Raw genomic sequence first — 12770 nt, 5'->3', positions numbered from 1 at the left:
GTACGCCGATGGCGAACGTGAGACGTCCTTTCCTGCGTGTCGCCCCCTCCCACTAGGGAAGTCTTACCCGCCGGGGCCGACAGTCCATGCCGTGCGCGCCCTTTCCCTCCGCTACGGGCGAACAACCTTGCGCCTCCCGAGCCCCTTGCGCGCACCGCCGTCCGGCACTGTGCGCGACCAGGACGACACCCAGCGTAACTCCGGGGCTCTTCGGATGGTTCTTCTCGGCATGGTCCGCTCCGTCCCTCTCCCCCGCCGCCCGGACGGGCCGGTCCGCGGCTGGTACGAGAACGAACTGGGGTGGGCGACGGTGCCCGGGGAGCCGGTACGACTTTCGGTGGGCGACCGCTTCGACGTCCTGGAGGTCCCCGCGGAGGCGGGCCGCGCGGCGCTCGGGCGCCGGGCGCCGGGCTTCCCGGTGGCCCTGTACGACAGGACGGACGGCGAGGAGCGCGAGGTCGGCGACGGCCGCCGGATGCGGCTGCTGGTGGCCGCCGGGAGCGCCGAGGAGCTGCCGGGGATCCTCCAGTGGCTGGAGTGGGGCGCGCTGCCGCTGGATCTGACGGCGCTCGGCGAGGGCTCCCTCATGGAGGCGCCGCTGCCGCCGGGGCTCGTTCCGGGCCGCCCGCCCGGTATGCCGGTGCAGGGGGCCGCCGTCTGGCTGCGGCCCCCCGTGGCGGGGTGCGAGGTCGAGGCCTCGCTGCCGACGGTGTCGGCTTCGGGGGGCGTGCGGGACGCCCCCGATCTCGTGCGGTTGGTGGACACGCTGGCAGCGCACTGCCATCGTGTCCGGCTGCGTCGGCTCGCCGCTCAGCCGTTGGCCTTCTCGTAAGCCTCGCGAATGGTCGCCGGAACACGGCCACGGTCGTTGACCTCGAAACCGTTCTCCTTCGCCCACGCGCGGATCTGAGCGGTGTCCTGGCTGCTGCCGGAAGCGGCACGCGCCTTTCCACGCCCGCCCGAGGCGCGGCCTCCGGTACGACGGCCACCCTTCACATAGGCCTCGAGAAGCCCGCGCAGCTTGTCCGCATTGGCGGTCGTGAGGTCGATCTCGTAGGTCTTGCCGTCCAGCGCGAACGTCACGGTCTCGTCAGCCTCGCCGCCGTCGAGGTCGTCGACAAGAAGGACCTGAACCTTCTGTGCCACCGGATTTCCTTTCATCGATAACGTGAGGGACGGGGGTCCGCGGCGTCCGCCGTTTAGCCGCGCCCTGTTATATGCAGTACTGCAGTACGTCGGAAAGCAAACCGCTTTTGCCGGAAAAACACAAACCCCTGGGAGAGGCCGACAGCCCGCCCCTCGCCCGGAAACGTGCGCGTTTCGGACATAGGGCACCGGTCAAGGCCGGTCCGCCGGAATGGGGGGCCACGATCACAGATGCAGAAGCATCCGGCTGTTGCCCAAGGTGTTCGGTTTCACTCGTTCGAGTCCGAGGAACTCCGCGACGCCCTCGTCATAGGAACGCATCAGCTCCGCGTAGACATCGGTGTCGACCGGCGTCTCACCGATCTCCACGAAGCCGTGCTTGCCGAAGAAGTCCACTTCGAAGGTCAGGCAGAAAACGCGACGAACGCCGAGCCAGCGCGCGGTGTGCAGCAACTTCTCCAACAACTGGTGGCCCACGCCGGAACCCTTCAGGCCGGGCTTCACCGCGAGAGTGCGCACTTCAGCGAGGTCTTCCCACATCACGTGCAGCGCCCCGCAGCCGACGACCTCGGCGTTGTCGTCGCGTTCGGCGACCCAGAACTCCTGGATGTCCTCGTAAAGGGTCACCGTCGCTTTGTCGAGGAGGATGCCGCCGCGGACGTACGCGTCAAGGAGTCGGCGCACGACGGGGACATCGGTGGTCCGGGCCCGCCGGACCGTGATGGCTTTAGCGCTGACTTCGGGGTTCTCGGGGTTCTCGCCGGCGGGGCTCTCTGCGGACATGTGCGGACGCTATCGCCCGCCGCCCCCGGATGCCGAGGCGGGGTTCTCCCCGGCGGTGCCGGCGGGGCCGGCAGATGCGGCTTCGGATGTTTCCGGACCTTGGACGATGCGTACGGCGTCGCGCAGCGCCTGTCGCTGTTCGTCGCTCATCATCCCGAAGAAGGCGACGAGGGCGGCGGCGGGGTTGTCGCTCTGCGCCCAGGCGTCGTTCATGAGGGCGGCGGCGTAGGCGGCGCGGGTGGAGACCGCCTCATATCGATAGGCCCGGCCTTCGGCCTCGCGGCGGACCCAGCCCTTCTGATGGAGATTGTCCAAAACGGTCATCACCGTGGTGTAGGCGATGGACCGTTCGCGCTGAAGGTCTTCCAGGACTTCCCGAACGGTCACCGGGCGGTTCCACTTCCACACCCGCGTCATGACCGCGTCTTCGAGTTCTCCCAATGGGCGAGGCACTCTCAGCACAATAGTGGGAGATCTCGGCAATCGCGTGCCGGACGTGCGCTTTCGCCGCCAAACAGGCACAAAAAGGGCGTACGACTCCGGGGGGAGCCGTACGCCGAGGGGGGACGGGGTCAGACGTCCGTACCGGCGGGGGCCTGGCCGGCGCTCTGCGTGCGGGCGAGGGCGGCGTCGACGGCCGCGTCCTCCTTGGCCTTGTTGGCGCCTCCCTGGCTCTTCACGATCACCCTGATCACACCGATGAAGAACACGGCCATGACGACGGGGGGCACCAGCGCGGAGACATAGTCCATGGATCCAGGGTAGCCACGGCGGATCGGGACATCGGGCCGGGGTCGGACCGGCGCGTCTCAGCCGACGGCCAGGCTCCGCCGCTCCGGCTCGTGGTCCGGCTCGGCGGGCGGCGGCGGAGGGGTGGGTCTGCGCCGCGGGAAGACCTCGCCCGGGGTGGGGACGGGGCGGCGGGCGGGCTCGGGGGCGGGCCGCTGCCCGGGGCCGGGAGCGGGCGCGGCGGGCCTCTCGGCGGGCTCCTTGCGGGGTTCCTCGCGCGGATCGTCGTCGGCGGCGGTCGCCGGGAGGCGGTCGGCCTCGGCGCAGCGCCCCCCGGGAAGCGCGAGAAGGCGCGTACGGGACGCCGGGACCAGCGGGGTGGCCGGGGAGGCCTGGCGGGGCGTGCGGCGCGCCAGGCGGGCCCGTACGTCCTGTTCGGCGAGGACCTGGCAGCGGGCCAGGAGGGCGGCGGCGGCCGGGGCGGCGCGCAGGGCCCGCAGTGCGGCGAGGTCCTCGGGGCCGGGCCGGTGCCCGGTGGCCAGGACCTCCTCCAGGAGCGTGAGATAGCCGGCGGCGGCGCCGGGCAGGGCGGCGCGGTACCGGTCGAGGTCGGCCACCAGGAAGGCCCGCAACCGGGCGGCCTCGCCCAGTGCCTCGTCGAGGGACTCGGCGAGGCGATGGCAGTCCTGGACGTCCTCGTCGCGGGCGGGGCCGGGGTGGAGGGCGAGGGCGAGGGCGCGGCGGAGCACACGCAGCTCCTCCGCGCCGAACGCCATGCCGCCGCGGGATCCGTATGGCGTGGGCATGTGCCGACGATACGCGCTAATCGGACAAATTCGGCATAGGGGGCGGGTGTGGCGCGCGCGCATCCGCCCCCTGGCCGTCACCTGCGATGCCCCCGCGTCACATGCGGGAGACGTTCCGCTCGTACACCAGCCGCAGCCCGATCAGCGTCAGCCACGGCTCGTGCTCGTCGATCACCGACGACTCGCCGAGGACCATGGGCGCGAGGCCGCCCGTCGCGATCACGGTGACGTCGTCGGGGTCCTCCGCCAGCTCCCGGGCCATCCGGGTGACCACGCCGTCGACCTGGCCCGCGAAGCCGTAGACGATGCCGGACTGCATCGCCTCGACCGTGTTCTTGCCGATCACGCTGCGCGGCCGGGCCACCTCGATCTTGCGGAGCATGGCCGCCCTGACGCCCAGCGCCTCCACCGAGATCTCGATGCCCGGGGCGATCACCCCGCCCACGTACTCGCCGCGCGCGCTGACCGCGTCGAACGTGGTCGCGGTGCCGAAGTCGACGACGATCGCCGGGCCGCCGTAGAGCTCGTTCGCGGCGACCGCGTTGATGATGCGGTCGGCGCCGACCTCCTTGGGGTTGTCGAAGAGGATCGGCACCCCGGTCTTGACGCCCGGCTCGACGAGGATCGCGGGGACGTCGCCGTAGTAGCGGCGGGTCACCTCGCGCAGTTCGTGCAGCACCGAGGGGACGGTCGCGCAGATCGCGATGCCGTCGATGCCGTCGCCCAGCTCCACGCCCAGCAGCGGGTGCATGCCCATCAGGCCCTGCAGCAGGACCGCGAGCTCGTCGGCCGTGCGGCGGGGGTCGGTGGAGATCCGCCAGTGCTCGACGATCTCCTCACCGTCGAACAGGCCCAGCACCGTGTGGGTGTTGCCCACGTCGATCGTCAGCAGCATGACCGGTACCCGCTCCCTACTCCGCGTCCCGCAGATCCAGGCCGATGTCCAGGATCGGCGAGGAGTGCGTGAGGGCGCCGACGGCCAGGAAGTCGACGCCGGTGTCGGCGTAGGCCTTGGCGTTCTCCAGGGTCAGCCGGCCGGAGGCCTCCAGCAGGGCCCGGCCGCCGACGATGCCCACCGCCTCGGCGCACTCGCCCGGGGTGAAGTTGTCCAGCAGGATCAGGTCGGCGCCCGCGTCCACGACCTCGCGGAGCTGGTGCAGGGTGTCCACCTCGACCTCGATCGGCACGTCCGGGAAGGTCTCCCGGACGGCCGTGAACGCCTGGGCGACGCCGCCCGCCGCGACCACGTGGTTGTCCTTGACGAGGGCCGCGTCCGACAGCGACATGCGGTGGTTGACGCCGCCGCCCGCGCGGACCGCGAACTTCTCCAGGGAGCGCAGGCCCGGGGTGGTCTTGCGGGTGTCCCGCACGCGGGCCTTCGTGCCCTCCAGGGTGTCCGCCCACGCGCGCGTGGCGGTCGCGATGCCCGACAGCCGGCACAGCAGGTTCAGCGCGCTGCGCTCGGCGGTCAGCAGGTCGCGCGTGCGGGTCGTCACCGACAGCAGCTTCTGGCCCGCCTCCACCCGGTCGCCGTCCTCGACGTGGCGCTCGACCTCGAACTCGTCGGTGCACACCACCGAGACGACCGCCTCGGCGACCCGCAGGCCGGCGACCACGCCCGCCTCGCGCGCGGTGAAGTCGGCGGTGGCCACCGCCTCCTCGGGGATGGTCGCGACCGTCGTCACGTCCACGCCGTGCGCCAGGTCCTCCTGGATGGCGACGTTGGCGATGTCCTCGACCTCGACCGGGTCGAGCCCGGCCTCGGCCAGGAGCTGGGCGAGCGCGGGGTCGAGACCGCACTCCAGGTATTCCTCGTCGCCGAGGTCGCCCTCTGCGCCGCAGGCGCAGCCGTCGCCGCAGCCGCCGGTCGGGGCGAGGGGGAGGTCGTCGGTGCTCACGTGTGTCACTGCTCCTGCTGGTGCTGCCGGGTCGGGGGGAAGTCTGCGGTATCGGTGGTGTGTACGGCGAGGGACCGGTCCGGATTCAGCCGTACGACGATGTGGCGGCGCCATGCCGTGTCGTCGCGGTCGGCGTGGTCCTCGCGCCAGTGGCAGCCGCGCGTCTCCTCGCGCAGCGCGGCGGCGGCGACCAGGACGCGGGCCACGCACAGGAGGTTGGTGGACTCCCAGGTGTCCACGCCGGGCTCGGCGGTCTTGCCGTTCTCGTCGAGGGCGTCGCGGGCCTCGGCGTGCAGGCGCTGGAGCTGGTCGGCGGCCTTGGCCAGGGACTCCGCGGACCGCAGCACCCCGGCGCCCTCGGTCATGATCCGCTGGATCGCGAACCGGGCCTCGGCGCCGAGCAGCGGGTGCGCGGGCCGCTGCGGGTGCTCCACCGGGGCGGGCACGGGCGCGTGCAGCCCGTCGCCGGCGTGGCTGTCGGCGATGTCGGCGGCGATCCGCTCGGCGTAGACCAGGCCCTCCAGGAGGGAGTTGGAGGCGAGCCGGTTCGCGCCGTGCACGCCGGTGCAGGCGACCTCGCCGCACGCGTACAGGCCCGGGACGGTCGTCCGGCCCCGGGAGTCGGTGCGCACCCCGCCGGAGGCGTGGTGGGCCGCCGGGGCTATCGGGATGGGCTCGTGGACGGGGTCGATGCCGTGGGCGCGGCAGGCGGCGAGGATCGTGGGGAAGCGGTGCTCCCACATCTCGGCGCCGAAGTGGCGGGCGTCGAGGAACATGTGCTCGGCGTCCTGCTCCTGCATCCGGCGCAGGATCCCCTTGGCGACGATGTCGCGGGGCGCCAGTTCGGCGAGCTCGTGCTGCCCGAGCATGAAGCGCACGCCGTCCGCGTCGACCAGGTGGGCGCCCTCACCGCGGACGGCCTCGGAGACCAGCGGCTGCTGGCCCTCGGCGTCCGGGCCGAGGAACAGCACGGTCGGGTGGAACTGCACGAACTCCAGGTCGCTGACCTCCGCGCCGGCCCGCAGCGCGAGCGCCACGCCGTCGCCCGTCGACACGGGCGGGTTGGTGGTCGCGGAGAAGACCTGGCCCATGCCGCCGGTGGCGAGGACGACCGCGGGGGCGTGCACGGCGCCCACGCCGTCGTGCTGGCCCTCGCCCATGACGTGCAGGCTGACGCCCGCCGTCCGGCCGTCGGCGTCGGTGAGCAGGTCCAGGACGAGCGCGTTCTCGACGGTCCGTACGCCCCGCGCGCGGACCGCCTCGACGAGCGCGCGGGAGATCTCCGCGCCGGTCGCGTCGCCGCCCGCGTGGGCGATCCGGCGCCGGTGGTGACCGCCCTCACGGGTGAGCTCCAGGTCGCCCTCGGCGGACTCGTCGAAGTGCGCGCCGGTCTCGATCAGCCGCCGTACGGCGTCCGGACCCTCGGTGACGAGGAACCGGACGGCGTCCTCGTCGCACAGGCCCGCGCCCGCCACCAGCGTGTCGTCCAGGTGCTGTTCGGGAGTGTCGCCCTCGCCGAGGGCCGCGGCGATGCCGCCCTGCGCCCAGCGGGTGGAGCCGTCGTCGAGCCGGGCCTTGGTGACGACGACGGTGTTCAGGCCGGCGGCTTCGCAGCGCAGGGCCGCGGTGAGCCCCGCCACGCCGGAGCCGACGACCACCACGTCGGCGGAGATCGACCATCCCGGGGCGGGCGCGTGCAGTCGTATGCCTGTGCTGGTCACGAGGCGGCTCCGAAGGTTCCGAAGGTGAGGGGGAGGTTGTCGATCAGCCGGGTCGTCCCGACCCGGGCGGCGACGGCCAGCACGGCCTCGCCGGTGAAGCCGTCCTCGCGGTCGCCGATCTCCGTGAAGTCGGACGGGTCCACGAGGGCGAGGTAGTCCAGTTCCAGCGGCGGGTCGAGCCGGGCGGCCTCGTCGAGGACGAGCCGGGCGGCCGCCAGGACGGCGCCCGCGCCGCCGGGGGCGGCCTGGGCGACGGCGTGCGCGTCGGCCGCCGCGCGGGACTCCCCGAGCGCGCTGAGCGCCTCGGCACGCGCGTGCGTGGCGGGCACCTCCCGCGCGCGGGCCCGCAGCGCCTCCTGCGCGGCGTGCCGGTCGCGGCCGGCGAACAGGGCCGCCGACAGCGCGAGCGCGGTGCGCCGCTGCGGCGCGGACAGATAGCGGTTGCGGCTGGACAGGGCGAGCCCGTCGTCCTCACGGACCGTGGGGACGCCGACGATCTCGATGCCGAAGTTCAGGTCACGGACCATCCGGCGGATCAGGGCGAGCTGCTGGGCGTCCTTCTGGCCGTAGAGCGCCACGTCGGGCCGGGTGAGGTGGAGCAGCTTGGCGACGACGGTGAGCACGCCGTCGAAGTGGCCGGGGCGCGAGGCGCCCTCCAGCCGCTCCCCCATCGGGCCCGCGCCGATCCGGACCTGGGGTTCGCCGCCGGGGTAGACCTCGTCCACGGCCGGGGCGAACACGGTGTCCGCGCCCGCCTCCTCGGCGATCTTGAGGTCGGCGTCCAGGGTGCGCGGATAGCGGTCGAGGTCCTCGCCCTGGCCGAACTGGAGCGGGTTGACGAAGACGGTGACGACGACCTCGCCGTCCGGCCCGGCGAGTTCGCGGGCGGTGCGGATCAGGGTGGCGTGGCCCTCGTGCAGGGCGCCCATCGTCATCACGACGGCCCGGCGTCCGGTGCGCACGCGTGCGTGCAGATCGGCGGCGGTGCGCAGGAGGATGGGGGTCATCGGGCGTCTCCTTCGGTGCCCGGCGTGCCGGGGGTACCCGGGGCGCCGTCGGCCCGGCCCGCGAGGACGCCGAGGAGGTCCTCGGCCAGTTCCGGCTTGAGCAGTCCGTGGGCGAGCGCGCGGTCGGCGGTCGCCCGGGCCATCGCCAGATACCCGGCGACGGTCTGCGGGGCGTGCCGGCGCAGCTCGGCGACGTGCGCGGCGACCGTGCCGGCGTCACCGCGGGCGACGGGGCCGGTGAGCGCGGCGTCGCCGGAGCGCAGTGCGTTGTCGAGGGCGGCGCCGAGCAGCGGGCCGAGCATCCGGTCGGGGGCCTCGACGCCGGCCGCGCGCAGCAGCTCCATGGACTGGGCGACGAGGGTGACCAGGTGGTTGGCGCCCAGGGCGAGGGCCGCGTGGTAGAGCGGGCGGTTCTCCTCGGCGATCCACTCGGGTTCGCCGCCCATCTCGATGACGAGGGCCTCGGCGGCCAGCCGCAGCTCAGCGGGGGCGGTGACGCCGAAGGAGCAGCCGGCGAGGCGCTGGACGTCCACGGGCGTGCCGGTGAACGTCATCGCCGGGTGCAGGGCCAGGGGCAGCGCGCCCGCGCGCAGGGCGGGTTCGAGGACCTTCGCGCCGTAACGGCCGGAGGTGTGCACCAGGAGCTGCCCGGGCCGTACGGCGCCGGTCTCGGCGAGGCCCTGCACCAGGCGGGGCAGGGTGTCGTCGGGGACGGTGAGCAGCACCAGGTCGGCGTGGCGGAGGACCTCGGCGGGCGGCATCAGCGGCACGTCGGGGAGCATCAGCGCGGCCCGCCGCCGGGAGGCGTCGGAGACGCCGGAGACGGCCACGGGGCGGTGTCCGGCGAGCTGGAGGGACGCGGCCAGGGCGGGTCCCACACGGCCGGCGCCGACGACGCCGACGGTGAGCCGCGCGGGGCGGTCCCTGGGGTCTGGTTGTTGAAATGCACTCACGCGAGGGCGGCCTTCCCGTTCCAGTCCGCGCGGGGTACCGGACGATTTCTCGTCATGTTAACGCGATTGGGGTGCGGGGCGGCCTGCTCGTCTCGCGGCGAGGCTGGGGGATCAGCCGGTGAGGGCCCGGATCGTGGGGGTGCGGTAGAGGTCGCGCAGCGGTACGGCGGTCAGTCCGCGGGCGCGCAGGGCGGCGCTGACACGGACGGCGAACAGGGAGTTTCCGCCGAGTTCGAAGAAATCGTCGTCGAGGCCGACGGGGGTGCCGAGGACGGATGCCCAGATCTCCTGGAGGGCCTCGGCGAGACCAGCGTCACGTACCGGGGCGGAGTCCTGCGGGGCGGCCGTCGCGGGGGCCGTGGCGCGGAGCGGGGCCGGGAGCCGGGCCGGGTCCAGCTTGCCGTTGGCCGTGAGGGGGAGGGTGTCGAGGGGGGTGACGGTCGCCGGGACCATGTGCTCGGGCAGGATTCCGGCGGCGCGCTTGCGGATGCCCTGCGGGTCGGCGGCCGGGACGCCGTCGGCGGGCACGACGTAGGCGTCCAGGCGGGCCGTGGCCGGGTCGGCGGGGTCGTCGCGGCGGACGACGACGGCCGCGGCGGTGACCGCCGGGTCCTCCAGGAGCACCGAGCGGATCTCGTCGAGCTCGATGCGGAAGCCCCGGATCTTGACCTGGCCGTCGATCCGGCCGAGGTGTTCGAGCCGCCCGTCGGGGCGGAGCCGGCCGAGGTCGCCGCTGCGGTACAGCCGGGCGGAGGGCTCCTCGGCGTACGGGTCGGGCAGGAAGCGTTCCTCCGTCAGCTCGGGCCGGTCGAGATAGCCGGCGGCGACGCCCGCGCCGCCCACCAGGATCTCGCCGGTGACGCCCGGTGGTACGAGCCGGCCGCGCCCGTCGGTGACGTACAGATGCCAGCCGGGCAGGGCGGGGCCGACGGAACGGGAGCCGGCGAGGGCGAGCGCGCGGGTGACGGTCTGGGCCGTGACGTGCACGGTCGTCTCGGTGATGCCGAACATGTTGACCGTGCGGCAGACCGGCTCGGGGTGCCGGTCGAACCAGGGCAGCAGCATGCGGCTGTCCAGCGGTTCGCCGCCGAAGACCACCAGCCGGACCGGCAGCGGGGCGTGGTCGGTCCGCAGCAGCTGGGAGAACGCGGACGGCGTCTGGCTGAGCACCGTGACCCGGCGCTCCAGGAGGAGGTCGCGGAAGTCCTCGGGCTCACGGCTGACGAAGTACGGCACCACGACCAGCCGCCCGCCGGTCAGCAGGCAGCCCCAGATCTCCCACACCGAGAAGTCGAAGGCGGCGGAGTGGAAGAGGGTCCAGGTGTCGTCGGGTCCCAGCCCGTACGCGTCCCGGGTGGCGTCGATCAGGGCGGTCACATTGCGGTGCGGCACCAGCACGCCCTTGGGGCGGCCGGTGGAACCGGAGGTGTAGATGACGTACGCCGGGTCGTCGGGGGCCGGTCCGGGCAGCTCGGCCGGGACGGCGGTCGCGGCGAGGGCGTCGGGCGTCGCGAGCACGGTGCCGTCCCCGCGCGGGAACTCGGGCAGCCGGGTCACGACCAGGCGCAGGCCGGCGTCCTCGACGGTGTGGGCGAGCCGTTCGGCGGGGTAGGCGGGGTCGGTCGGCACGTAGGCGGCACCGGCCCGGACCACGCCGAGGAGGGTGACGACGAGTTCCGCGGTCCGCTCCAGGCAGACGCCGACGCGGTCGCCGCGCCGTACGCCGTGGGCCAGCAGCCCGGCGGCGATCCGGGCGGACCGTTCGTCCAGGTCCCGGTAGGTGAGTTCGGTGGTGCCGTCGCAGAGGGCGACGGCGTCGGGGGAGGCGGCGGCGATCCGCGCGAACGCGGCGGGCAGCGTGTCCGGTGCGGAGCGGAGTGCTCCGGCGGGGCGGCCGAGCCGGGCCACCCGGGCCCGTTCGTCCGCGTCCAGCAGTTCGACGTCCGCGACCGTCGTCCCCGGGGCGAGGACGCCCTGCCGGCAGACCTCGGCGTAGTGCCGGGTGAACCCCTCGGCGACCGCCGGTGAGACATGGCTGTGCCGGTAGTGGCAGGTGAGACGGGTGCCGCCGGAGGGGAGGGGCGAGAAGACGAAGGTGAGGGGGAAGGGCGGGGCGAGGCAGGGGAGGTGGCCGGCCGGGGGCGCGCCGGGGTCGTCGAGGAGCCCCGCCAGCACCGCCCCGGTCGCCCGCCGCGGTTCCGTCCGGGCCAGATCGCGCAGGGTGGCCGTCTCCGGCAGGTCGTACCGGAGGGACCCGGTCCGGTCGGCGACCGTCGCCGAGCCGGTCCCGCCGTGGCCGTCGTAGCGGGCGAGGGTCAGCGCCAGGGCGGACGGACTCGGCGCGGCCGGGAAGGGCAGGTCCAGGGCGTACGCACCGCAGGTGGTGGCGGACGGGTCGCCCCCGCCCCAGTCCGGGGCGTCGGCCGGGGGCGGGAACGGGGAGCGGTCGGTGGCGGGTCCGGGGCACGGGGAAGGCGGGCGCTCCCCCGTCAGCACCTCGCTCAGATGGCGCAGGCCCGCCCCGTCCAGGCGGTCCCGGTGGGCGACGAGGACCAGGTCGGCCGTGCCGTCGGCGTACCGAAGCAGGACACAGCGCACCTCGCGGGCGACGGGGCGCCGCAGTTCGGCCTCGCGGCGGCGGGCGGCGAGCGGTGCGGCCGGGGCGGCCGGGACGTCGTCCGTCCAGAGCCGCCAGGGGCCCGCAGCGGCCAGCCGCTCCCGCAGTCGTCGTACGTCCGTCCCGGCCGCCGGGACACGGACGGCATGGCACTGTGCACCCGGCACGGGTGACCTCCCCTGTCACTGATCCTGAACCTGAACCTGAACCTGAACCTGATCCTGATCTTGAACCTGATCCTGATCGTGTTGCTGCCCGTGTTGCTGCCCGTGGCGTTCAGCGTGCGGAGAACCCGCCGTCGACCGTCAGGGTCGTCCCGGTGACCTGCCGGGCGTCGTCGGAGAGGAGGTAGACGACCGCCGCCGCCACGTCCTCCGGTTCGATCAGCGCGTTCATCGGCTGCGCGGCGACGAACTCCTCCTCGTGCTCGCTCACCGGCACGTCGAGGGCGCGGGCGATCTCGGCGAGCATCCGGCCCTCGGCGGCCGGGTCGTCGCGGACCGAGCCGGGACAGACGGCGTTGACCCGCACCCGGCGGGGGGCGTAGTCGAGGGCCGCCGCCCTGGTGAGCCCGATCAGGCCGTGCTTGGCGGCCACGTACCCGGCGAAGTGCCGGTAGCCGACCAGGCCCGCCGTGGAGGCGATGTTGACGATGCTGCCCGAGCGGCGGGCGCTCATGGCCTTGCCGACGGTACGGATCATCCGCCAGGCGCCGGAGAGGTCGACGTCGATCATCAGCGCCCACTCCTCCTCGCCGATCTCGTGCGCGGGGCGGCCCGAGGGCGCCGCGATGCCCGCGTTGTTGACGACCCCGTCGAGGGCGCCGAACCGGTCCGCGGCGAGCGCCACCGCCTCCTCGACGGACCGCAGGTCGCGGACGTCGCAGCGGGCCGTCAGCACGGCCGATCCGGCCTCCCGGCACAGGGCCGCGGTGTGCTCCAGCTGCCCCTCGGTGCCCAGCGGGTACGGCACCCCGGGCAGGTCGCCGCAGAGGTCGAGGAGTGCCAGGTCGGCGCCCTCGGCGGCGCAGGCCAGCGCGGTGGCCCGGCCGAGCCCGCGGGCCGCCCCGGTGACGACGACGGTCCTCCCTGTCAGACGCATGGCCCGCTC

13 protein-coding genes are annotated in these 12770 nt (G+C 74.1%); 1 reads left to right on the top strand and 12 read right to left on the bottom strand.

Annotation, left to right across the window (positions count from 1 at the left end):
* Window positions 1-229: 229 nt before the first annotated feature.
* Window positions 230-832 (top strand): SCO3374 family protein, encoded by a 603-nt coding sequence (locus ABZ490_RS29100; protein WP_358996105.1) that lies wholly within the window; start codon window positions 230-232, stop codon window positions 830-832.
* Here the strand turns inward: ABZ490_RS29100 and ABZ490_RS29095 are convergent.
* The 12 genes from ABZ490_RS29095 to ABZ490_RS29040 all read right to left on the bottom strand — a co-directional run bounded on the left by ABZ490_RS29095 (window position 811) and on the right by ABZ490_RS29040 (window position 12761).
* Window positions 811-1146 (bottom strand): Lsr2 family protein, encoded by a 336-nt coding sequence (locus ABZ490_RS29095; RefSeq protein ID WP_055631914.1) that lies wholly within the window; start codon window positions 1144-1146, stop codon window positions 811-813. The genes ABZ490_RS29100 and ABZ490_RS29095 overlap by 22 nt on opposite strands.
* A gap of 225 nt (window positions 1147-1371) precedes the next feature.
* Entirely contained in the window at window positions 1372-1929 is a 558-nt protein-coding gene (locus ABZ490_RS29090) for an amino-acid N-acetyltransferase (protein WP_358996102.1), read from the bottom strand.
* Window positions 1930-1938: 9 nt separating this feature from the next.
* Window positions 1939-2382, bottom strand: a complete 444-nt coding sequence (locus ABZ490_RS29085; protein ID WP_358996099.1) for a BlaI/MecI/CopY family transcriptional regulator — start codon at window positions 2380-2382, stop codon at window positions 1939-1941.
* A gap of 119 nt (window positions 2383-2501) precedes the next feature.
* Window positions 2502-2681: a hypothetical protein gene (locus tag ABZ490_RS29080; protein WP_358996096.1), complete on the bottom strand. Its 180-nt coding sequence runs from the start codon at window positions 2679-2681 to the stop codon at window positions 2502-2504.
* A gap of 57 nt (window positions 2682-2738) precedes the next feature.
* Window positions 2739-3434: a hypothetical protein gene (locus ABZ490_RS29075; protein ID WP_358996215.1), complete on the bottom strand. Its 696-nt coding sequence runs from the start codon at window positions 3432-3434 to the stop codon at window positions 2739-2741.
* Between the two features lie 127 nt (window positions 3435-3561).
* The gene (locus ABZ490_RS29070; RefSeq protein WP_358996093.1) at window positions 3562-4359 is read right to left on the bottom strand and encodes a type III pantothenate kinase; all 798 of its coding nucleotides are present in this window, start codon (window positions 4357-4359) and stop codon (window positions 3562-3564) included.
* Window positions 4360-4375: 16 nt separating this feature from the next.
* The gene (gene nadC / locus ABZ490_RS29065) at window positions 4376-5362 is read right to left on the bottom strand and encodes a carboxylating nicotinate-nucleotide diphosphorylase (protein ID WP_358996090.1); all 987 of its coding nucleotides are present in this window, start codon (window positions 5360-5362) and stop codon (window positions 4376-4378) included.
* A gap of 5 nt (window positions 5363-5367) precedes the next feature.
* A complete protein-coding gene (locus tag ABZ490_RS29060) occupies window positions 5368-7083 on the bottom strand; it encodes an L-aspartate oxidase (protein ID WP_358996087.1) in 1716 nt (571 codons plus the stop codon).
* Window positions 7080-8090: a pantoate--beta-alanine ligase gene (panC, locus tag ABZ490_RS29055; protein ID WP_358996084.1), complete on the bottom strand. Its 1011-nt coding sequence runs from the start codon at window positions 8088-8090 to the stop codon at window positions 7080-7082. Before panC ends, ABZ490_RS29060 begins: the two co-directional genes overlap by 4 nt.
* The gene (locus ABZ490_RS29050; RefSeq protein ID WP_358996081.1) at window positions 8087-9043 is read right to left on the bottom strand and encodes a DUF2520 domain-containing protein; all 957 of its coding nucleotides are present in this window, start codon (window positions 9041-9043) and stop codon (window positions 8087-8089) included. The genes panC and ABZ490_RS29050 overlap by 4 nt, the downstream gene beginning before the upstream one ends.
* Window positions 9044-9154: 111 nt before the next feature.
* On the bottom strand, window positions 9155-11827 hold the full coding sequence (locus tag ABZ490_RS29045) for an amino acid adenylation domain-containing protein (RefSeq protein ID WP_358996078.1): 2673 nt from the start codon (window positions 11825-11827) through the stop codon (window positions 9155-9157).
* A gap of 109 nt (window positions 11828-11936) precedes the next feature.
* Window positions 11937-12761 (bottom strand): SDR family oxidoreductase, encoded by an 825-nt coding sequence (locus ABZ490_RS29040; protein ID WP_358996075.1) that lies wholly within the window; start codon window positions 12759-12761, stop codon window positions 11937-11939.
* Between the last annotated feature and the right edge of the window lie 9 nt (window positions 12762-12770).

It is taken from the genome of Streptomyces sp. NPDC005811, assembly GCF_040630405.1.
Taxonomy (GTDB): domain Bacteria; phylum Actinomycetota; class Actinomycetes; order Streptomycetales; family Streptomycetaceae; genus Streptomyces.
This window is presented reverse-complemented; position numbering and strand designations above follow the sequence as displayed.